The organism is Catenulispora sp. GAS73 (assembly GCF_041262085.1).
Taxonomy (GTDB): domain Bacteria; phylum Actinomycetota; class Actinomycetes; order Streptomycetales; family Catenulisporaceae; genus Catenulispora.
The window spans coordinates 92475-113081 of sequence record NZ_JBGCCM010000030.1 but is presented as its reverse complement, the minus strand read 5'-3'; the positions used below and the strand labels follow the sequence as shown (position 1 = coordinate 113081).

The following is a 20607-nucleotide window of genomic DNA, read 5'->3' as shown; positions in this document are numbered from 1 at the left end:
CCGTCGGGCCACGGCGCGGCACTGTTCGCGTTCTTCGCCAGCATGGCCGAGTCCGAACGTGAGTACATTCGCGAGAAGTCACTGGAGGGGCAGGCTTCAGCCCGCGAGCGCGGACGTCATGGCGGACGGCCCCGTGTCATGGACCACGACATGGCCGACTACGCCCGAGCCCTGCACGCCACTGGCGTCCCCGTCCCCGAGATCGCCCGCAAGTTGGTCATCCTCTCCGGCAAGAACAAGGGCACGAACCCCTCGGTGGCCAGCGTATACCGCATACTCGCCGACGAACACGACGATCAGACCCGACCACTCTCGCGTGGCTACAAGGCATAGCGATGCCAGAGCCCCGGCTGCCGCGGCCGCCCGCCGCGGGAAATGCTGGAGCTTGTCGTTCGGGCCGGTGGTGTCTTGCTACGCGGCGCGCCCGGGAAAGCTTCTAACAGGACACTTCAGGCGGTATCAATCCCACCAGAACCCCCAGCATGGCGACCCGATCAGCCCTTCGGCGTGGTCTTCGAACGAGTCGCTGCACTGCCATACCGCATCATGGCAAAAGGCCAGGTGCTCGCACGCCACATGGACGGCGTGTTCCGGCGTCACCGGGGGCGCGGACACACTGAGGTAGAGCGTGTCCGGCTTCAGCGCGACGACCCGTGCGCCGAAACGCTGCTCCCAGCTTTGAAGCACCTGAATGTGGGCCAGGAAGTTGCCCTCCCCAGCTGGCGCCCAGCGGGCCGCTGCCAATGCTTCGCTGCTGCTCGCTCCTTCGAACAGTGCCAGGCGCGGCCGGCCCAACCAGTTCTCCTCCAGCATCATCGCCGCATGCCAGTCGGCGATCGCCAGTGGTTCGCCAAGCGCTTCGGCGGCCGGGGCCAGTCCCGGCCACGCCGCCCCGGACGGGGCCAGCGCTGAGACCCGTTCCTCCGGATCCCAGTGGTCGTTGGCCTCGTTACGAGCAACCTCCTCAGCCCACCGGTCGGCCAGCCACGTCTCCGCTTCCGGCGGTTCGAACCACCGCCACCGTGGATTACCCAGGCTTCCGCGAAGAAGGGGATAGAACGGCCTGACCCACGGGTGCTTCGACGGCGGCACCCCGATCTCACGAAGCAGCTCTCCGTCAACGAGGCGAAGAGTTGTGTCCCAACTCGGATCGTCGCCGATCAGCACTGGCCACAGTCCGCTGGAGACATGATTCGCCCGCAGCCGCGCCACAGTCTGACCATCGGGTTCGTCATCGCTGAGCCACAGCACCGGGCCCTCATCGTCCGGAATCACGCGGCCTGCTGGAAGCCTCAGAACACCGCCGTCAGGCTCGTCGATGAGTGCGGCGAGACAAGAATCTCCAGAAGCCGTCGTGACCATGGCTTGAGCATAGAATCTCGCGAGGCTGGCAGAACACACGTCAGTGGGCTGATCCGCCACGGCTGACGCGTGCCGGACGCCCGGTTCCCGGCCTCCCGCCTCGCCTGAGGCGGGAGGCCGGGGCCTGAGACGGGTCATCGAGGTCCGGCGTACTCCTGGTCAAGCCACCCGCAGACCACGTCGGCCACCTCGGCGGCGGTCAGGCCCGTGGTCTCGACGACCAGGTCGGGGTGCTTGGCCTGTTTGGGGAGGGTGTTCTGGTGCAGCGACAGGCCGGTCGGGTGGGCGTGGCGGCGTTGCCGGTCGGCGAGCTGCTCGTCGGCCACCGTGAGCTCGACGACGGCGACGCGCGCCGTGCCCTCGTCGCGCAGCCGGCGCAGTCGGGCTTGCAGGTCATCGTTCACGGCCGGCTCGAAGGCCTGGCCGTCCACCACCACTCCGACGCCCGAGGCTAGCATCGCCACGATCGCCGCGTTCATTGCGTAGAGCATGGTCAGGGCATCGGGCCCGTTGGCGATCCGCCGCGCCCCCGGCATGTGCTCCACATTCTGATAGGTGAACCCTCGGGAGGCGTGCCGGGCGTTCTTCACGCCGCCGGCCCACTGGCCCGGCACCATTCGATAAAGCTCGTCGACCCCGAACCGCAGCAGCGGCTCCTGCCAGTGCTCCTGGATGGCTTCTGCGAGGGTCGACTTGCCAGCCGCGGACGGGCCGGTGAGGACGACGCATAACGGAGCCTCAGTCATCGGTCTTCCATTTCTGCTCTGGCCGAGATGGGGGGCAGGACGAGTCCGCTCCCGGGTGGAGCACACCTTCGCCTGGATGAAGAACTACAAGATTTTTTTCAGCGTCGGGCAACCCTTCACAAGGACCTTTGGCCTTCGCCTTCGGACGTCACGTCTGCCCGCAGCAGGTTGTGGTCTGAAAGGTCGCCGACGTCTTCGACCTGTGCGCCGCTCGTATCAGCGCCGCGGACGACGATGTGGTCGATGGTCTGGGCCGGGATGCCCCGCGCCGTCCGGCCGGGTGGGTAGTGCGTCCGACGGGAGGTTCGCGAGGGCGTATCCCGGGCCGAGAGCGGCTGACACGGTGGCGGAGTCGCAGTTGAAATCGCCGAGCAGGACAACCGGGTTCGCCGAGGCGGCCGTCAGTTCGGCCAGGCGGGCCAGCTGGCCGACCCGCCGTTGGTCGGAGCTCAAGTGAGTGGCGACGACGATCGCGCCGCCGGTGTGGATGGCCAGCAGTCCCTTGCCCGGATCGTCGTCGAAGGCCTCTGCGGCGACCTGGCGAGCCGGGCCCTTCACCACCAGGACCAGGTGCTCGCTCAGGTCCTCCAGCGGGGGCGTTCCGTGGCGTGGGCTCGGGACGCGTGGGTAGCGCAGGGCGTGAACCGTACGGTCGGCGGGCAGGGCGCGAATCAGATCCGCGAGTTGATCGCCGCTGACTTCCTGGAGGGCGATGACCTGTTCGGCGCGCGCCATCAGCCGTGCCGTGATCGCGGCGATCCGCTTCGCCTCGTCCGGCCAGTGCCTCGGGGTGTCCTCGCCCCAGTTCTCTGCGTGGACGCGGTGCAGGATGTTCCAGGTCGCCACGGAAATCACGAGCCACCCTAACGCCGATGCCGCCAGGAGCGGGTGCTCCCGAGTGTGTTGTCAGGTGCTGTAGAGCTCGGTGAGAAGCTCCAGCACGCTGCGGGTCGCCGGGTGGGGGTCGTCGCGCCACCAAGTCAGTCGTACGGCGACCGGTTCGGCATCGCGTACCGGCAGGTAGACGATGCCGGGCCTGGGATACTGGTCGACGACGGACTGTGCGGTGACTCCCACGCAGCGGCCGGTGGCGATGACCGTGAGCCAGTCGTCGATGTCGCGGCTCTCCTGGGTCGCGGGGCGCGCGTCGGCGGGCCACAGATCCGCGCTGGTCGTTCCGGTGCGCTGGTCGACGAGCAGAACGCGGCTGCTCAGATCGGCCAGGCGCACCGAGCGGCGCCGCACCAGGGGGTCGGAGGCGGCCAGCGCGCACCAGCGTGTCTCCAGACCCACGATGGCGCTCTCGAAGCGGCGGTCCTCCAGCGGCCGGCGGATGACCGCGAGGTCCGCGGTGCCCTCGGCCAGGCCGGCGGTCGGGGAGTTGATGCGGAGCAGGTGCATCTGCGTCTCCGGGTGCGCTTCCCGCCACCGGTGCTGGAAGGCGAGTGTGCGTCGGCCCAGCGCCGACCAGGCGTGGCCGATGCGCAGTTCGACGTGGCCCGATGTCGCTTCCTGGACCAGGTTGTCGACCTCGGCCAGCACCCGCCGGGCGTGCGCCACGACGCGCAGTCCGACCGCGGTCGGCGAGGTTTCGCGGGACGTGCGTCGCAGCAGCCGCACGCCGAGACGCTTCTCCAGCGCCGAAATCGTGCGGGAGACCGCAGCCTGTGAGACACCCAGAGCGATCGCGGCGTCGGTGAACGTGCCCTCGTCCACGATCGCGATGAGGCAGCGCAGCTGACGCAACTCGACATCCATAACCAAAGCGTATAGCCGACGTCCTCCATGCATTTTGCGCACAGTCCGGCGCGACACAGGATCGACGCATGCCAGCAGCCCCCACGCACACCACTCGCCCCGCGGACCGCGCCGCCGCGCCCACGAAGCGTGGCGCCGTGCCCGGCACCGTCCCCGGCGCCGTGCCCATGGCCGGGGTCTGCACAATGCTCGCCAGCGGCCTTTCGACCCAGCTCGGCGCCGCGATCGGATCGCTGGCCTTCCCGGCGCTCGGCCCGGTCGGCGTCGTCGCGATCCGCCAGTACGTCGCGGCGGCGGTGCTGCTCGCCGTCGGTCGGCCCCGCGTTCGGTCCTTCACCTGGCACCAATGGAGGCTGGTGCTGCTGCTCGCGGCCGTCTTCGGCGTGGTGAACCTGTCGCTCTACACCGCGATCGACCGGATCGGACTCGGCGAGGCGGTCACGCTGGAGTTCCTCGGCCCCCTCACGGTCGCGCTGGCCGGCTCGCGCAGACGCGTGGACCTGGGCTGCGCCGTACTCGCCGCGGCGGGAGTCGTCGCCTTGATGCGCCCCCGCCCCACCGCCGACTACCTCGGCATGGGGCTCGCCCTGCTCGCGGCCGCCTGCTGGGCCTCGTACATCCTTCTCAACCGTTCCATCGGGCAGCGCATACCCGGCGCGCAGGGCACAGCCGCCGCAGCGGGGCTGTCCGCCTTGGTCTACCTGCCCCTCGGAGCCGGCGTCGCGGTGCACCACACGCTTTCCGCCGGGGCGGTCGGTGCCGCTGTTGCGGCCGGAGTCCTGTCCTCCGCTGTGCCGTTCCTCGCGGACCTGTTCACGCTGCGCCGCGTTCCCGCTCAGGCGTTCGGATTGTTCATGAGCGTCAACCCGGTGCTCGCCGCCGTCGTCGGTGCGCTCGTGCTGGGACAGAAGCTCGATGTGATCGCCTGGCTGAGCATCGCGGCGATCATCGCGGCCAACGCCATCAGCATCCTCACGCAGCCGAGGCGCGATTGACGCCACAAACGGTGCATAACGTATCCCGTAGCCCGTATCAAGATCACCCGTTGCCGGCTTCAAAGGAGCCTTCCATGCCCGGTGTCACCCTGACCGACCATCTCTTCTCCGTCCCCCTCGACCATGATCAGCCAGAAGGCGAGCACATCGAGGTCTACGCGCGCGAGGCGGTGGCCGCCGGACGCGAACGCGAGCGGCTTCCCTGGCTGCTGTTTCTGCAAGGCGGCCCCGGCATGCTGCCGCCGCGTCCGGTCGGCCGGGACTCCTGGCTGGACCGCGCACTCGACGACTACCGCGTCCTGCTGCTCGACCAGCGCGGCACGGGCCGCTCCACCCCGGTCACCCGCCAAACGCTCCCGGCCCGTGGCGAGGCGGCCGCGCAGGCCGACTACCTCGGCCATTTCCGCGCCGACGCCATCGTCCGCGACGCGGAGCTGATCAGGCGCGCGTTGACCGACGAACCGTGGTCGGTGCTCGGCCAGAGCTACGGCGGCATGTGCGCCGTCACCTACCTCTCGTTCGCGCCCGAGGGCCTGCGCGAGGCGATCATCACCGGCGGCCTTCCCGGTCTGCGCGTCACCGCCGACGAGGTCTACCGCGTCGCCTATCCGCGCGTGCACCGCAAGAACACCGCCTTCTATCGGCGGTACCCGCAGGACGCCGCCTCGGTCCGCCGCATCGCCGCGCACCTGATCGAGCGCCCGGCGCCCCTGCCGGACGGGTCCTTGCTCACCGTCGAGGCCTTCCAGTCGCTCGGGCTGATGCTCGGCACGAGCGACGGCGCGGACGTGCTGCACTACCTGCTCGAAGACACCTGGGCCGGAGCGGAGCTGTCCGACAGCTTCCTCGCCCGCGCCGCCGCTTTCCTCAGCTACGCCCAACTGCCCCTGAACCCGCTCATGCATGAACTCAGCTACGCCCAGAGCAGCACCGGAGCGACGAGGTGGGCAGCTGAGCGGCTGCGCGGCGAGTTTCCCCAGTTCGACGCGCGCACCCCGCTGGCCGGCGACGACCCGGTACTGTTCACCGGCGAGATGACCTACCCGTGGCAGTTCGACCAACCCTGCCTCGCGCCCCTGCGCGCGCCCGCCGAGGCGCTGTCCGCCCGCGAGGACTGGCCCGACCTCTACGACCCTCAGCGCTTGGCCGCGAACGACGTCCCCGTAGCCGCCGCCGTCTACCTCGACGACATGTACGTCGACGCCACCTACTCGCTGCAGACCGCTGAGACCATCAGGGGCCTACGGCTGTGGGCGACCAACGAGTACGAGCACGACGGGCTCCGCGTCAGCAGCGGACGCGTCCTGGACCACCTGCTGCGAATGCTGCGCGGCCAGATCTGAAGCTGCCGTGAAGCCGCCGCAGTCAGGCCGCTGCGATTCGGCCACCGATCCCGCTCAGGTCGGCCGCTCACGTCCGAGGTGGGACGCCGAGACTACGCAGCTGATGCTGGACGCGGTCGATGTCCGCGAGCCGTCCGAGCCGGCGGTAGATCGCCAGAGCCTCCTCCAGCAGGGCGGCACCTTCAACGGGGTCCTGACCCGGTATGAGAAGCCCGGCGATGCCCTCCAGTGAGATCGCCGCGTCGTCGGGCTTGTTCAGTTCTCGATGCGCGTCCAGCGCCTGCCGGTACAGGGTGAGGGCGCGGCCGGGCTGGCCGGTGGTGGCGAGCAGGGCCGCGTAGTGGTTGAGTGCCCAGGCCTCGTCGCTGCGGCTGCCGGCCGTGCGGTAGAACTCCAGGGCGCGGGTCAGTGCGTCCTCGGCCTGCGCGGCTTGACCGGCGGCGTGCCACAGCTGCCCCAGCTTGACCAGGGCTCCAGCTTCGCCGGTGCGGTTGCCGATCTGGCGGTAGATTTCCAGGGCACGGCTCTGGGCGTCGCGGGCCCCGGCGTGATTCCCGGCCGACGCCCGGGCTTTTCCCAGGCTGTTCAGGGCGTTGGCCTCGCCGAGGCGGTGGCCGAGGCTGCGGTATATCTCCAGCGCCCGGGCGAGAAGGCCGTCGGCTTCGCCGTAGTCGGCGGTGGCGGCTCGCACCCGCGCGAGGTTGTGCAGGGCGTTGGCCTCGCCGAGGCGGCCGTGGATCTCGCGGAAGATCTCCAGGGCGCGGGTCGTGGATTCGACGGCGCCGGGGTAGTCGCCGGTCAGGAACAGGGTCAGCCCAAGCTCGTCGAGGGCGATCCCCTGGCCGTCCTGTCGGCCGGCTTCGCGGTAGAACTCCTGCGCCCGGGCAAAGGCTTCGATAGCCCCTTGATGGTCTCCGGCCAGTTGCCGTGCGCGTCCAAGCTCGATGAGGGTGGTGGCTTGGCCGAGCCGGTGATCGGCCGCCTGGTAGATCGCCAGGGCCTGCGTGTAGGCGTCCAGGGTGCCGGGGAAGTCGCCGGCCATCAGCCGCACGCGCCCGAGACCGGTCAGGGCATCGGCTTGGCCGAGACCGTTGCCGACCTCGCGGTAGATCTCCAAGGCCTTGGCTGCCGCCTCGCCGGTCGCTGTCACATCCCCGGTCAGGAACTGCACGCGCCCGAGGTCCATGATGGCGAGAGCGTGTGCGGCGTAGTGCCTGCCGCGCTCGGCGGCCTCGGCGGCGGCTTGGTGGATTTCGAGGGCGTGGCTCCAGGGGCCGTCTGTGTGCAGGATCTCGGCCAGACCTGCGGAGAGCGCGACGACGTGCGCGTCGAGGCCGCCGGCCCGGGCGTGGGTGAAAGCGGCATCAAGGTTGGGGTACTCGGTACGCAGCCAGGCCCGAGCCGCCTCCTGGTCCAGCAGCGCCGGCGCCGGCACCGGGACCGGGCCGTCCGGGACGGGCCTCGGGTGGCGGGTGACCAGCAGAGAAGCACGCTGAGCCGTGTGCGCGTAGTACCGCAGCAGCCGATCTCGGGCAGCGTCGCGCTCCGCCCCGGACTCCAGCATCGTCAGCAGGCTGCGGGCATGCACACGCACCAGGTCGTGGATGCGGTACCGCCCCGGAGCGACACCGATCAGCAGACTCTCCTCAGCGACGCGCTGCACCACCAGATCAGCCTCGTCCAACCCGACGCCCAGCAGCGCGGCCGCCGCGTAAGCGTCGAGCTCCGATCCCGGGAGCAGCCCGAGGCGGCGGAACAACAGCTGCCCGTCCCGCCCCAGGCTCTGGTGCGACAGGTCGAACACCGTCGCCAGACTTCGCGATCCGTCGGTGTACCCGGCAAGCTCCTGTCCGGAACGACGAGCCGAAAGCCGATCGGTGAGGCGCTGCAGATCCCAGGCCTTCCCGCCGGTGCGCAGCAGCGCCCCGGCGATCACCAGCGCCAGCGGCAGACGCCCGCACAGCTCAGCGATCTGCTCCCACCGGGCATCATCGGCCGGGGCCGGATGGTCCAGGTGCGTGCGAGCCGATCTGTGCAGCAGAGCCACCGCCTCGCCCGGCGCCAGCGCCTCCAAAGGCACCGGCACCGCATCATCCAGAGCCTTGAGCCGCCGCCTGCTGGTGAGAATCGCCATGCAGCCGCCGCTGGCAGGCAGCAACGGCAGCACCTGAGCCTCGTCGCGGACATTGTCGAGCACTACCAGAGTCCTCGTGCCGGACAGCCGTTCCCGGTAGAGCGCGGCGCGCGCATCGGCCTGCGCCGGGACTTGACCCGGCGCCACCCCCAAAGCCCCGAGCAGCTCCAGCAGCGCGTCATCCGCCGTACGCGGAACGGCGCCCTGAGTGAAACCGCGCAGATCCACGAACAGCTGCCCGTCCGGGAACCGCTCGGCGAGCCGGTGCGCGGCGTGCAGTGCAAGCGCGGTCTTGCCGACGCCGCCCATCCCGTCGATCGCGCACAGCACTGCCGCCCCGGGCACCTCCGGGCCCGGCGCGCGCCGGGCCAGGTTCGTCAGCAGCCTGAACTGCTCGTGCCGGCCGGTGAACAACCGGGGCGCGGCCGGCAGTTGACGCAGCGGCGCCGAGGCGGCGCGGGCGGCAGTGCCGGTGGCGCGCACGTGGTCGGACGGTCGGGCGGGTATCGGCGTGGCCAGGAGCGGGTCGGCGGCCAGGATCTGCTGGTGCAGCCGCTGCAGATCCGGGCAGGGGCCGGTGCCGAGCTCGTCGGCGAGGATCCGGCACGCACGTCGGTACTGTGCGAGGGCCTGATCGGCGCGGCCGCTGCGGTAGAGGGCCAGCATCAGCTGCGCGGTGATGCGCTCGTCCAGGGGGTGTTCGGCGGCGTGGTCGGCGAGTTCGGCCAGCAGCATCGAGTGGCGGCCGCGGCGCAGGTGGTGGTCGGTGAGTTCGAGTCGGGCCGCTTGGCGTTGCAGCATCAGGTTTTGGCGGGCGGCGTCGAGCCATGGGGAGTCCAGGCCGGCGAACGGCTCCGCGCGCCACAGCCGGAGTGCCTGCTCGATCAGGTCCCCGGCGGTGCCGTCGTTGTCCTCGCTGTGGGCGCTGGCCAGCAGCCTACGGAAGCGATGCAGGTCGACGCACCGCTCATCGACGTCGAGGCGGTAGCCGGAGGCTTGGCGCACCAGTTCCACGCCGGCTACCGGGGCCAGGGTCCGCCGCAGATGCCACAGGTAGGTGCGCAGCACGGCCCGCGGGTCTTTGGCGGCGGGGGCGGTGCCCCAGACCCGTTCGGCGAGTTGGTCGATGGCGATCGGCCGGTTGGCGTCGATCACCATGACCGCCATCACGCTCTGCCGGCGGGCGTGGCCGATGTCCACGCGGTGCCCGTCGACGAGCACCTCCACCTGCCCGAGCACGCGCAACTCCACAGCCACCACGAACGCCCTTCTGTGAACCAAGGCCCCCGCGGTCCCCTGCACCTGTGCCGTGACCAGCGTTCAGACATATATCAGAGACCTGTCAGACGACACTACCGGAGTCTGTGGATCTGCAGCTCAGCAGATGCGGAGTCCATGACCGTGGGTGGGGCGAGGGGCGGGCGGCGTGACGGCGACGGAGTTCCGGGTTCTCGGTGCCATCGAGGCGGTCGTCGGCGGTCGGCCGACGGAAGTGGGGCACGCACGCCAGCGGGCCGTGCTGGCGGTGCTGCTGGCACAGGCGAACCGCGTGGTCACGCCCGACCAGGTCGTCGACCGGGTGTGGGGGCGCGCGCGGGTGCCCGAGGACCCGCGTGGCACGCTGCGCACCTACGTGTCTTTGCTGCGGCGTTCCCTGGTCACGGAGCCTGATGTGGAGTTCGTGCACGAACCCTCTGGCTACAAGGTCGTCCTCGACGAGCAGCGGGTGGACCTGTATCGCTTCCACGGGCTGCTCGCGCAGGCGCGCGCCGATGGTTCGGACGATCGCTCGGCCGCTTTGCTTGAGGAAGCGCTCCGGTTGTGGCGCGGTGAGCCGTATACCGGTCTTGATACTCCCTGGAGCAATTCGGTGCGGCAGAATCTGCTGCTCCAGCGGTATTCCGCGCGCTTGGATCTGACCGATGTCCAGCTGCGGCTGGGGCGGCATGCCGAGCTGCTCGCCGAGTTGACCGCCGAGGCCGATGAGCATTCGCTGGATGAGCGGATCGCCGCGCAGCTCATGCTCGCCCTCTACCGGTGCGGGCGGACCGCGGACGCCCTCGCGCGCTACCAGCGGATCCGCGGGCACCTGGCTGCGGAGCTGGGCAGTGATCCCGGGCCGCAGCTGCGTCGGCTGCACATGCAGATCCTGAACGCTGACAGCGCCCTCGCCGCGCCGCCGCCCGGGCCTGTGGTGGTTGGGCCGGTGATAGTCGGGCCAGTGGTGGCTGGTTCGGTGGTGGCTGGTCCGTCGCATCCGGGGAGAGCGGTGGCGGTACGTCAGCTGCCTGCCGCGCCGCGGTTGTTCGTCGGCCGGCAGGCTGAGGTGGCTCAGCTGACGCGGATGCTCGGTGAACACGGGCCCGGGCCGCACGCCGGCGTGCGGGTCGCGGTCATCGACGGGATGCCGGGGATCGGCAAGACCGCACTCGCGTTGCGCGTCGCATACCAGGTGGCCGATCGGTTCCCGGACGGCCAGCTGTTCATCGACCTGCGTGCTTACACCGAGGGCGCGGTCCCGCGCAGCCCCGCGGATGCGCTCGGCGTGCTGCTGCGTGCCCTCGGCGCTGCCTCAGTCGCCTCTGTTGCTTCAGCCGGGGCGCTCACACCGGATCTCGACGTCCTGGCGGCCGCCTATCGTGACCGGCTCGCCGGGACCCGGACCCTGATCGTTCTGGACAACGTCGCCGACGAATCGCAGGTGCGTCCGCTTCTGCCCGGCGGCGGAGATTCGGCGGTGCTGGTCACCAGCCGTCGCCGGCTCAAGGCGCTCGACGACGCCGTGTCCGTACCGCTCGGGACGCTGCCCCCGGCAGAGGCGACGGAGCTGTTGCGGCAAGCCGCCCGCGGGGCCGGGGAGCCGGCGGAGGACGTCCAGTTGCGGCAAGGCGCCGAGTTGTGTGCGGGCCTGCCGCTGGCGGTGGTGATCGGTGGCGCGTTGCTGCGCGGCCGTGGACGGGCCGCGAGCCTGCCCTGGTTGATCGATCGGCTCTCGTCCCGACCCGGCGGGGACGCGCTGGCCGGGTTCACCGACGGCGACCGCCGCCTGAGCGCCGTCTTCGGATTGTCGTATCGGTCGTTGTCGGAGGACGCGCGCACCTTGTTCCGTCGCCTGACGGCGCTGCCCCGCCCGGAGTTCGACACCGACGCCGTGGCCGCGCTGATGCGGACGGACCTCGGCTCGGCCTCCGTGCTGGCTGAGCAGCTCGCGGATCACAATCTGCTGACAGCCGATGCGCCGGGCCGCTTCCGGATCCATCGCCTGCTGCTCGCTTATGCGGGGACCTTTGATTCGCCAAGCGATCCTCAAACGCCTGCGGTGAATCGTCTGTCCCGGGACCGGCAAGGGACCGGCTCCGGGATGGAGACACAGGTATGCGTGCAAGACCTCTGAAACGACGATCACCGTTCGTCCTGGCCGTGTTGACGCTGGCGATCGGCGCCTGTCTGAGCTTGACCGGGGCTGCTCCGGTAAGCGCGGCGACGCCGGCCAGTTTCGCCCAGACGGCGCTGAAGCTCCCACCCCAGCCGGCTTTCCAGCCGGACAGCGCACAGCCCGGCCAGACTTCTGATTCGTGCCCCGCGGTCCGTGCCGGACTCCGGCAGTACGCGGCACACGGGATCACGAAAGTCAGCTGTCTGACCGTCACCCCCGGCCCGGCGCAGACGACGCCCCCGCAGCCCGGAGCCCGCCTCATCAAGCCGGCGGTGGGGTCGTGGTGCGGAAGCCAGACCGGCATCTGGCTCTACAGCCGCACGGAGAACTGCATCGTGGGCTTCAAGCTGGTGGAAACCGTATTCGACGCCAACACCGGCGCGCAGCTGGGTACAGCCAACATCTCCGTCAATCAGGACGTCATCCTGTCTACCACCAGCAACGTCATCAATGAGAACGACTCCGTCACCTGGGTGTCCGCGACCGGGCGTGCCGACGTGCCCGGAACGCTGATATACAGCGGGGCGTGCACGGCGCCGTGCACGTACTCGTCTTTCTCGAACAAGGTCGTCGACTCGTTCTACGTCGGCAAGACCGTCAACGCCCAGTTCCAATATTCGGACTCCCCCGGAGCCACGAGCCCGGACACGTTCTCCACCTTCTACACGCTGGCCACGGAGACGCCCGGCGTCGCGCTGATCAAGCCCGCGACGTGGCGGATGCCGGTGGCGGTCAGGTGCGACAACATGCTGGCCAATCGGAATCCGGGGTGTGTGTTCCCGGCCTCCGTGCCCACGCTGTATTTGTCGGAGGCCCGCTACGGGCCCGCGGCGGTCAACGTGCAGGTCGCCGAGCAGTACCTGGCCGGGGCACCGGGCACTACGACCTCGCCGCTGACCCGGGGCAACCCGGCGCTGTCCCAGGGAAACCGGGACGCCATCTGCGACAGCACGTTCATACCCGACCCCACCAACGTCCCCACGGACAGCTGCGATGAGTACCCGTTCGCCTCCAGCCAACAAAGCGGCGGGACGCGCGGTCTGACCGGCAAGAACTGCCTGGAGATCGTGCCCGGATACGTCAACGGCCACGGGACGGTCTCGTTCGTCAACCAGCCCACCGGGACGCAGCAGTGCGAGCGCGGGCATGTGCCGCTGGCTCAGAACAAGGCCGTCGGCAGCCAGCTCAGCGCCCTGTACAGCGTCTTCCGCATGCTCCAGGGCGATCCCTACACGGTTTTCGTCACCGTCTGACCCCCAGTTGAGACCACCATCGAGAGGAAGACTCGCAATGATCCGAACGAACCGGCACCGCACCGCATGCGTGGCGGCGCTCCTTACCCTGCCGGGCGCGCTGCTGCTCGCCGCCGCTCCGGCGTACGCGGCGCAGCCCGCCCCCGCACCCGCTGCCCCCGCGCACGCGTCGTCGGCCTCCGGCACCGCCGCCCCGCCGCCGGGCAGCAAGTTCATCGCGACGGTCACCGCCACGAAGAAGGCCACGTCCGGCCAGACCGGCCAGACCGGCCCCACTACGATCCACTGCGACTTGTACGCCTCAGGCCTCTACATCCTGCAGCCGGGCGCGAAGTGGGGCCCGTTCACCTACCCCTTCACCAGAACCAACGCCATGGCTGACACGGCGTGGGTCGTTTGCAGCGCTCCGGTCCCGGAGATCTCGGTGCAGGCGCAGCTGTACGTCAACGGCGCGGAATACCCCTCGGGCTACAACTCCTACAGCTACAACAGCCAGGTGAGCCCCACGAACTACGAACTGCTCGACGGGTGCTGGCAGGGCCTGTGGCAGACCGCTGGAACCACCATCATCACGACGCCGCCGGGCTGGATCCCGCAGACCCTGGTGCTGTCGACGAAGTCGAGCGGCGTCTACATCCCGGCCGTCGACTGCACGCCTAACTCGCAGCTCTGAACGATCCGGCGGGCACAGTCCCTGGTGTCTGGTGCCTGGTGTCTGGTGTCCTGGGCCGTGCGCGGTCCGGGACACCGACGCTGGTCGAGCCCGCGCCGCGCCGGTCGGCCGGCCAGCCGGCCCGGTAGGCTGCCGGTTCGGCCCGATCGCTCAAGCGCTCCAGGGGGACCCGTGACCACCGTGCGAAAGTTCGCCGACGCCGACAGCCTGGCCCCGACGATCCGGGAGGTCTTCGGTACCGACCGCCGCGTCGTCGCCGTCGACCGCCTGCTGAACGGCACGAAGAAGGGCGTCTACCGCGTCACGCTCGACGACGCCACGAGCGCCGTCGTCTACGTCTGGAACGCCGATGAGGACTACTGGGCCGGGCTGCTCCCCGACGGCCACGACGACCCGTCGGATCCGTTCGCCCACGCCTCGGGCATCGACTTCTTCGAAGGCGCCACCCGCCGCCTGGAGGCGGTCGGGGCCCGCTCGCCCCGGCTGCTGCTCGCCGACCGCAGCAAGAACCTGTACCCGGCCGACATCGCCGTGGCCGAGGACATCCGCGGCGGAACGCTGGAGGCGCTGCTGGAGCGCGACCCGCAGGCCGGCGCGCGCACGCTCGCACAGCTCGCGGACATGGTCCAGCGCATGCACAGCCACCGCGGCCCGGCGTTCGGGCGCGTGGCCTGGATCGACGGCGGCGGCGCGTCCCCGGACATGACCTGCGAGCAGGCCTACCTGGAGCGCAGCCTGGTGCACATCGCCACCGCCGTCCCCCGCGACGCCCGCGCGGCCGCCGCCGAGGCGATGCTGGAGGACAAGCTGCGCACCCTGCACGCGGCGCTCGAACCCCGCGCAGAGCTCGGCGTCGTCCACGGCGAACTCTGCGCCGAACACACCCTCGTCGGCCCCGACGGCGAGCCGGTCCTGATCGACATCGAAGGTCTGATGTACACCGACATCGAGGTCGAACACTGCTGGATGCGCATGCGTTTCGGCCCGCATTACGAGGCGCTCCGCAACCCGGACCTCGACCCGCGCCGCATGCGGTACTACCAGTACGTCATGCACCTGGACCTGGTCGGCGGCCCGCTGCGCATCGCCGAGGGCGACTTCCCGGACCGGCAGTGGATGCTCGACATCGCAGACTTCCATCTGCAGAAGGCGCTCGCCTACCAGGTCTGAGCCTGCGGCATCGGCTTGGCGGTCCAAGACCGTGTCAGTATCCCGACGCGCCCTTGAACGCGACCTCGGACGGCGAACCGTCCCGGTACAGGATGACGCTCCGCGCACTACCCCGTTCGCAGTCGGGCATCGCGTCGAAGCCGCCGGCGCGGTCGAAGTCGTCTCGCGTGGGCTCACGTGTGCCGAATGTTGTTGCCAGTTCCGGATCGGTCAGGGGGTACACGCCCTCGTAGTGGCGGCTCGGCCGTGCCCAGATGTCCACCTCGTAGGCCGACGCGTCGCGGACTTCGGAGACGTCCAGGATCGAATGCGTGCCGCCTTCCGGCGACCGAAGCTCCGGGTCCGCCCAGAACTCTTCGAAGGTCGGCTTCGGCTGGCCGGCCTCGTGGTCGAACCAGTCCTCGAATTTGCCGCCGGCGTAGACATCGCGCTGAACGGCTTCGAGAGTCGCCGCGATGCTTCCGGCGTACTCCCCGATGTGACTCCAGCCGGTTCCGCCCATCGCCGTGACCACCACTCCCCGTAAGCCAACTGTCGAGACTGGGGGACCCTACCGCGCGACGCCGACGGGTCCGCCCGCGTCCTCGCGGCGTGACCACGCCGCCGCCGGTAACTCGCTGATCAGGGCTGGGAGCACTTTCCTGTGCTGCACGCGCACCTGCCGCAGGCGAACGGCGGGCTGCTTCCCGCACAGGACGCTGATGCCGCGCTGGCGGAGCTGACGTTTGGTACTGAACAGCCCGTACACCGCATCACGGCCGCCGGCACGCATCACCATCCCGGACGCAGAACCCTGCGGCACCCCAGCACCCCAGCACCCCAGCACCCCGCGCCTGCGCCCCACCACCACTCCGTGACAAATCCCTACCGCAGTGTATTCTTTGCGTTAATAAAGACTCTTATTTGCAAGATTCAGTCCCCAACCCGGCACCAGGAGTCAAAGATGCCCCACCATCTCCTCCGCCGCCTAGCCGCCGCCACCGCCGTCCTCGCAGCCCCGGCGCTCGCCCTCACCACCACCCCCACCGCACCGGCGCGCGCCGCGGCCGCCAACCCCACCAGCGGGTACTGGACCGGCACCTGGGCCACCGCGCCCCAGGGCGGCGGCGACACGTTCAGCGGCCAGACGATCCGGCAGGTCGTCCACACCAGCATCAGCGGCGGCAGCGCGCGCCTGCAGCTGTCCAACGCCTTCGGTAGCGCGCCGCTGGCCATCAGCGATGTGCACATCGCGCAGGCCGGGTCGGGTTCGGCGATCGTCGGCGGCACCGACCACGTCGTGACCTTCGGCGGCTCCGCGACGGTCACGATCCCGGCCGGAGGGACCGGCATCAGTGACACCGTCGCCTACGCCGTCCCGGCGGCGACGAACCTCGCGATCAGCTTCTACCTGCCGGGCAACACCGGCCCGTCCACGTTCCACCAGTTCTCGATGTCCACCAGCTACGTGGCCGGAGGCGACGTCAGCGGCGCCGCGAGCCTGTCGGGTGCGCAGACGCAGAACAGCTTCTACTTCCTGTCCAGCCTGGACGTGCAGAACCCAACTCGGCCGGCTCGGTCGTCACGCTCGGCGCCTCCATCACCGACGGCTACGCCTCCAGTGTCGACGCGAACAATCGCTGGCCCGACGTCCTGGCCTCGCGCCTGAACTCCGCCGGCGACACCATCGGCGTCCTGAACGAGGGCATCAGCGGAAACCGGCTCCTGGTCGACGGTGCCGGCCAGAGCGCCCTGAACCGCTTCGCCCGCGACGTGCTGGCCCAACCCGGCGTGCGCTGGGTCGTCTTCTCCGACGACCCGATCAACGACCTCGGCTCGACCAGCCCGCAGCCCACGGCCGCGCAGCTCATCTCCGGCCTCCAGCAGCTGATCGCCGCCGCGCACCAGAACGGCATCAAGTTCATCTGCTCGACCCTCACGCCCTACCAGGGCGCCGGTTACTGGAACGCTTCCGGAGAATCCGCACGCGAGGCCATCGACAGCTACATCCGCGGCTCGGGCAGCGGCTGTGACGGCGTCATCGACCAGGACACCGCCACCCACGACCCGTCGAACCCGACCTGGTATCTGCCCGCCTATGACAGCGGCGACCACCTGCACCCCAGCAATGCCGGTTACCAAGCCATCGGCAACGCGGTCAACCTGGGCCTGTTCACCCAGCCCAACCTGCCAGTGATCAGCCTCCGGGCGCACGCGAACGGCGACTACGTCACCGCGGACAACGGCGGCGGCTCGGCGCTGATCGCCAACCGCACCGCGATCGGCTTCTGGGAACAGTTCGACGAGATCGACCAGGGCAACGGCGCCATCGCCCTGCGCGCCCACGCCAACGGCCTGATCGTCACCGCCGAGAACGCCGGCGCACAGTCCCTCATCGCCAACCGCACAGCGGTAGGCGCCTGGGAAACCTTCCAGCTCGTCCACAACCCCGACGGCAGCGTCAGCCTCAAAGCCGACGCCAACGGCGACTACGTCACCGCCGAGAACGCCGGAGCCCAGCCGCTGATCGCCAACCGCACCGCGATCGGCGCCTGGGAGGAGTTCGACCTCATCCAGGACAACTGAGACAGCAATCCAGGACGGCTAAAGGCGCGCGCCGCGCATTAACCAGTTGCGCGGCCCGCCCCCGACAGCCACGATCGATGCCACGAGGGCCCGCACCGCGGCCCGGTCAAAGGCGGGTTGGATGCTGATTTAGGGACAGTCGAGCCAGGACCTCTTCCTCCTCGACGCACTTCGCTGCTCATCGCCAGTTCTCATCTGCGCACGCGAAGGAGTCCCTACCGTGACTGCCCCCTTCCTCAAAGTTGCTTCCCTGTCCAAGTCCTACGACTCGGACCTGCTGTTCCAGAACATCGACTTCACCGTCGGCCCCGGCGACCGGATCGGCCTGGTCGGGCCCAACGGCGTCGGAAAATCCACGCTGCTGCGCTGCATCACCGGCGAAGTGCAGCCGACGTCAGGCCGTATCGACCTGGCGCCGGGCACCGAGCTCGGGTTCTTCGCCCAGCAGGTCCCCGACCCCGCCGCGCTGGTGGGTGACTTCCTGGCGCAGGGCCTCGGCGAGGTCCACGACCTGAACCTGCGCCTGCACGCGCTGGCCGACCGCATCGCCGAAGCCGAAGCCGAAGCCGAAGCTGACGGTGACGGTGATACCGAGGCCCTGGCCGAGTACGGCGACGTCCAGGACCGCTGGACCACGCTGCGCGGCTGGCTCGCCCAAGCCCGCCTGGAAGAGGTACGCCAGCGCCTGAACATCGCGCATCTCTCCGAGTCAGCCCCGCTGGCGCAGGTCAGCGGCGGCGAGCAGGCCCGGCTGATGCTGGGCCGGCTGCTGCTGCGGGCCCCGGACATCCTGATCCTGGACGAGCCGACGAACCACCTGGACGCCGCCGGCGCCGCCTGGCTCGCCTCCTACCTGGCGGGCTTCCCCGGCGGGGTGCTGATGGTGACGCACGACCGGGCGTTCCTGGACCGCACCGCGACCCGCGTCTTCGAACTCGACGGCCTCAGCCCCGAGCTGGCCACCTACGAAGGCGGCTACACCGACTACCGCCGGGAGAAGACGCACCGCTGGTCGAACCTGCTGCTGGACTACGAGGCGCAGGAGAAGCAGCGGCGCCGTCTGCAGGCCGACATCGACGCCACGAAGGAGCAGTCGCTGAGTACGGAGCTGGCGACCCGCAACGACCACTGGCGCCGGATCGCGAAGAAGGTCGCCAAGAAGGCGAAGGCCCGGCAGCGGCGGCTGGAGCGGCAGATGCAGGCGCTGACGTGGATCGCGCAGCCGCAGACCCGTCCGGCGCTGTGCTTGGAGTTCCCCGGCGAGGCCGCAGCGGGTGAGAGTGTGCTGTCGGCGAAGGCGGTCAGTGTCGGTTTCGGCGGCCGGGCGCTGCTGTGCAACGTGGATGTCGATGTCCGCGGCGGTGACCGGATCCTGGTGACCGGTGACAACGGCGCGGGCAAGACGACGCTGCTGCGTGTCCTGTCCGGGGCGCTGGAACCGGACAGCGGCTCTGTGCTGGCCGAGCAGGACGTCGCGGTCCTGCCGCAGTCCCATGACCTGCTGCGCACCGACCAGACGGTGACGGAGTACTTCCGCTCCCAGGTGCCGCTCTACCCGGAGGACGCCGAGCAGCTGCTCACCGCGTACATGTTCGGCCCCGACGAGTGGTCGGCGCGGCTGGCGGACCTCAGCGCCGGCGAGCTCCGGCGGCTACTGCTGGCGGTGATCGTCAACGGCGCGGCGCGGGTGCTGATGCTCGACGAGCCGACGAACTACCTGGACTTCGACTCCCTGGACGTGATCGAGGAGGCGCTGCGGGAGTTCGCCGGGACGCTGGTGATGGTCACGCATGACGCGTACTTCGCCGACCGGGTCGGTTTCACCCGCACCTGGGAGGTCCGCGGCGGCGCGATCACCGAGACGCCGCAGCTTCCGGCCTGACCACCGGCGGCGATCGGCGGCGGTAACTATCCGCCGCTAGCAGCCTCTACAACCACCCGCGCCGCCCCGCCTTGAGCCCGGCGTCGAACCGGCTGGTCGCCCCCAGCCGCTCCATCAGGTCGGCGATCCGCCGCCGCACGGTGCGCAGCGACACGCCGAGCCGGTTGGCGGCGGCTTCGTCGGTGACGCCGGCGGCCATGAGCTTGAGCAGTTCGCGGTCGGCGTCGGTGGGGCCGTCCTGCGGCTGCGGGTCGGCGGCCGGCGCGTCCAGCGGGACGGCCCGCTCCCAGGCGTGCTCGAACAGCGCCACCAGCGCTGTGACCACGCCGGGTTCGGCGACCTGGACCGCGCCTTTGCTGGTGTCGGCGGGGTCCAGCGGCACCATCGCGCAGGCCCGGTCGACGATGACCATCCGCGGCGGCAGGACCGGGGAGGTGCGGATCTGTGCGCCGCCTTCGATCATCCATCGCGAGTAGGCGACGGTGTGCGGGCTGGTGCGCATCGAGTCCTGAGCCAGCGTCCGCATCCGCACGCCGCGCCGCAGCAGTGCGCTGTCCAGATCGCGGGAGGCCTCCAGGGTCTCCCGGCGCTGTCCCGCGCCGGGCGCCACCGACAGCAGTTCGGTTTTCGCGCCGCCGGCGAGGGCCTCCAGACGGGACTGGATCGCGTCGAGGCCGACGAGGCGCTCGGCGTCGGGGTAGGCGGCGGGGTCGGGGGCGGCGGTGACGTCGGCGAGCAGCGCCGCGACGGCGGCCTGGCCGGCGACTATCTCCTGGCGGCGCCGGGCCAGCTCGGCTTCCTGCCGGCTGACCAGCACGGCCAGCCCGACCTCGGGGTTCACCGGCCGCAGCGTGCCCGGGGTCTCCCGGGACGCGCGCAGCAGCGTGAGCGCGGCGAGCCGGTCCAGGGCGTCGCGGACCTCGGTTTCGGACAGGCCGGTGCCGGCGACGAGCTCGGTCACGCCCCACTCGGGATGCTGAAGCATCTCGCGGTAGATGAGTTCGCTGACCGCTTCCAGTCCCAGAACCTCAAGCACGACGTCCTACTTCCCCACGACCTGGCGGGCGCCGTCCCGTGCCGAACGCCCTACCTCGGAGAATACGTCAATCCGACATACCGGTAACAACTATCAGCAAATATCACGGACGGTGCCCGGATGATCACTGGCATTCCGTGGCCAGGGCCAGATGGTGCCAGTCACATCCCCTTCTCATTGCCCCGACCTGCTGAAATGCTCATCGCATGCCCTCGGTCGACACGGGGTCGGCCGGGCCGGGACGCCCCGCACGG

The 20607-nt window shown here is 70.0% G+C and carries 18 protein-coding genes; 10 read left to right on the top strand and 8 right to left on the bottom strand.

All coding sequences use genetic code 11. The features are described 5' to 3' along the window. Nucleotides 1–42 precede the first annotated feature (42 nt). Entirely contained in the window at nucleotides 43–333 is a 291-nt protein-coding gene (locus ABH935_RS36560) for a hypothetical protein (protein WP_370382549.1), read from the top strand. Between the two features lie 126 nt (nucleotides 334–459). Here ABH935_RS36560 and ABH935_RS36555 read toward each other — a convergent pair whose 3' ends face one another. The 4 genes from ABH935_RS36555 to ABH935_RS36540 form a co-directional block, all read right to left on the bottom strand. Beyond that, nucleotides 460–1362 (bottom strand): DUF4253 domain-containing protein, encoded by a 903-nt coding sequence (locus tag ABH935_RS36555; RefSeq protein WP_370382548.1) that lies wholly within the window; start codon nucleotides 1360–1362, stop codon nucleotides 460–462. 134 nt (nucleotides 1363–1496) lie between these two features. Next, nucleotides 1497–2108: an AAA family ATPase gene (locus ABH935_RS36550; protein ID WP_370382547.1), complete on the bottom strand. Its 612-nt coding sequence runs from the start codon at nucleotides 2106–2108 to the stop codon at nucleotides 1497–1499. A 216-nt stretch (nucleotides 2109–2324) separates the two neighbouring features. Then, entirely contained in the window at nucleotides 2325–2963 is a 639-nt protein-coding gene (locus tag ABH935_RS36545) for an endonuclease/exonuclease/phosphatase family protein (protein ID WP_370382546.1), read from the bottom strand. A gap of 51 nt (nucleotides 2964–3014) precedes the next feature. Next, nucleotides 3015–3866 carry a LysR family transcriptional regulator gene (locus tag ABH935_RS36540; RefSeq protein WP_370382545.1) on the bottom strand — a complete coding sequence of 284 codons (852 nt, stop codon included), beginning with the start codon at nucleotides 3864–3866 and terminating at the stop codon, nucleotides 3015–3017. Nucleotides 3867–3934: 68 nt separating this feature from the next. Here ABH935_RS36540 and ABH935_RS36535 point away from each other — a divergent pair, with 68 nt between their 5' ends. Beyond that, the gene (locus ABH935_RS36535; protein WP_370382544.1) at nucleotides 3935–4861 is read left to right on the top strand and encodes a DMT family transporter; all 927 of its coding nucleotides are present in this window, start codon (nucleotides 3935–3937) and stop codon (nucleotides 4859–4861) included. Between the two features lie 74 nt (nucleotides 4862–4935). Next, the gene (locus ABH935_RS36530) at nucleotides 4936–6204 is read left to right on the top strand and encodes an alpha/beta fold hydrolase (protein ID WP_370382543.1); all 1269 of its coding nucleotides are present in this window, start codon (nucleotides 4936–4938) and stop codon (nucleotides 6202–6204) included. Between the two features lie 67 nt (nucleotides 6205–6271). Here ABH935_RS36530 and ABH935_RS36525 read toward each other — a convergent pair whose 3' ends face one another. Beyond that, nucleotides 6272–9598 carry a tetratricopeptide repeat protein gene (locus ABH935_RS36525; protein ID WP_370382542.1) on the bottom strand — a complete coding sequence of 1109 codons (3327 nt, stop codon included), beginning with the start codon at nucleotides 9596–9598 and terminating at the stop codon, nucleotides 6272–6274. A 145-nt stretch (nucleotides 9599–9743) separates the two neighbouring features. Here ABH935_RS36525 and ABH935_RS36520 point away from each other — a divergent pair, with 145 nt between their 5' ends. The 4 genes from ABH935_RS36520 to ABH935_RS36505 all read left to right on the top strand — a co-directional run bounded on the left by ABH935_RS36520 (nucleotide 9744) and on the right by ABH935_RS36505 (nucleotide 14870). Further along, on the top strand, nucleotides 9744–11732 hold the full coding sequence (locus tag ABH935_RS36520) for a BTAD domain-containing putative transcriptional regulator (protein WP_370382541.1): 1989 nt from the start codon (nucleotides 9744–9746) through the stop codon (nucleotides 11730–11732). Beyond that, nucleotides 11714–13027 carry a hypothetical protein gene (locus tag ABH935_RS36515; protein WP_370382540.1) on the top strand — a complete coding sequence of 438 codons (1314 nt, stop codon included), beginning with the start codon at nucleotides 11714–11716 and terminating at the stop codon, nucleotides 13025–13027. The genes ABH935_RS36520 and ABH935_RS36515 overlap by 19 nt, the downstream gene beginning before the upstream one ends. Before the next feature lie 37 nt (nucleotides 13028–13064). Further along, on the top strand, nucleotides 13065–13700 hold the full coding sequence (locus ABH935_RS36510; protein ID WP_370382539.1) for a hypothetical protein: 636 nt from the start codon (nucleotides 13065–13067) through the stop codon (nucleotides 13698–13700). Between the two features lie 171 nt (nucleotides 13701–13871). Continuing rightward, nucleotides 13872–14870 (top strand): phosphotransferase, encoded by a 999-nt coding sequence (locus ABH935_RS36505; RefSeq protein WP_370382538.1) that lies wholly within the window; start codon nucleotides 13872–13874, stop codon nucleotides 14868–14870. A 34-nt stretch (nucleotides 14871–14904) separates the two neighbouring features. On the opposite strand, the gene ABH935_RS36500 is transcribed toward ABH935_RS36505, so the two are convergent. Next, entirely contained in the window at nucleotides 14905–15372 is a 468-nt protein-coding gene (locus ABH935_RS36500) for a hypothetical protein (protein WP_370382537.1), read from the bottom strand. A gap of 48 nt (nucleotides 15373–15420) precedes the next feature. Next, nucleotides 15421–15648 carry a hypothetical protein gene (locus tag ABH935_RS36495; protein ID WP_370382536.1) on the bottom strand — a complete coding sequence of 76 codons (228 nt, stop codon included), beginning with the start codon at nucleotides 15646–15648 and terminating at the stop codon, nucleotides 15421–15423. Nucleotides 15649–15813: 165 nt separating this feature from the next. On the opposite strand from ABH935_RS36495, the gene ABH935_RS36490 reads away from it, so the two are divergent. The 3 genes from ABH935_RS36490 to abc-f all read left to right on the top strand — a co-directional run bounded on the left by ABH935_RS36490 (nucleotide 15814) and on the right by abc-f (nucleotide 19317). Further along, a complete protein-coding gene (locus ABH935_RS36490; protein WP_370382535.1) occupies nucleotides 15814–16518 on the top strand; it encodes a hypothetical protein in 705 nt (234 codons plus the stop codon). Beyond that, on the top strand, nucleotides 16449–17435 hold the full coding sequence (locus ABH935_RS36485; protein ID WP_370382586.1) for a GDSL-type esterase/lipase family protein: 987 nt from the start codon (nucleotides 16449–16451) through the stop codon (nucleotides 17433–17435). Before ABH935_RS36490 ends, ABH935_RS36485 begins: the two co-directional genes overlap by 70 nt. Before the next feature lie 220 nt (nucleotides 17436–17655). Further along, nucleotides 17656–19317 carry a ribosomal protection-like ABC-F family protein gene (gene abc-f / locus ABH935_RS36480; RefSeq protein WP_370382534.1) on the top strand — a complete coding sequence of 554 codons (1662 nt, stop codon included), beginning with the start codon at nucleotides 17656–17658 and terminating at the stop codon, nucleotides 19315–19317. A gap of 46 nt (nucleotides 19318–19363) precedes the next feature. Here abc-f and ABH935_RS36475 read toward each other — a convergent pair whose 3' ends face one another. Continuing rightward, entirely contained in the window at nucleotides 19364–20353 is a 990-nt protein-coding gene (locus ABH935_RS36475) for a LuxR C-terminal-related transcriptional regulator (RefSeq protein ID WP_370382533.1), read from the bottom strand. Nucleotides 20354–20607 lie beyond the last annotated feature (254 nt).

Coding starts and splice junctions, on each gene's coding strand:
- ABH935_RS36560 (WP_370382549.1), top strand. CDS start 43: ATGGCCGAGTCCGAACGTGAGTACATTCGCGAGAAGTCACTGGAGGGG.
- ABH935_RS36555 (WP_370382548.1), bottom strand. CDS start 1,362: ATGGTCACGACGGCTTCTGGAGATTCTTGTCTCGCCGCACTCATCGAC.
- ABH935_RS36550 (WP_370382547.1), bottom strand. CDS start 2,108: ATGACTGAGGCTCCGTTATGCGTCGTCCTCACCGGCCCGTCCGCGGCT.
- ABH935_RS36540 (WP_370382545.1), bottom strand. CDS start 3,866: ATGGATGTCGAGTTGCGTCAGCTGCGCTGCCTCATCGCGATCGTGGAC.
- ABH935_RS36535 (WP_370382544.1), top strand. CDS start 3,935: ATGCCAGCAGCCCCCACGCACACCACTCGCCCCGCGGACCGCGCCGCC.
- ABH935_RS36530 (WP_370382543.1), top strand. CDS start 4,936: ATGCCCGGTGTCACCCTGACCGACCATCTCTTCTCCGTCCCCCTCGAC.
- ABH935_RS36515 (WP_370382540.1), top strand. CDS start 11,714: ATGCGTGCAAGACCTCTGAAACGACGATCACCGTTCGTCCTGGCCGTG.
- ABH935_RS36510 (WP_370382539.1), top strand. CDS start 13,065: ATGATCCGAACGAACCGGCACCGCACCGCATGCGTGGCGGCGCTCCTT.
- ABH935_RS36500 (WP_370382537.1), bottom strand. CDS start 15,372: ATGGGCGGAACCGGCTGGAGTCACATCGGGGAGTACGCCGGAAGCATC.
- ABH935_RS36495 (WP_370382536.1), bottom strand. CDS start 15,648: ATGGTGATGCGTGCCGGCGGCCGTGATGCGGTGTACGGGCTGTTCAGT.
- ABH935_RS36490 (WP_370382535.1), top strand. CDS start 15,814: ATGCCCCACCATCTCCTCCGCCGCCTAGCCGCCGCCACCGCCGTCCTC.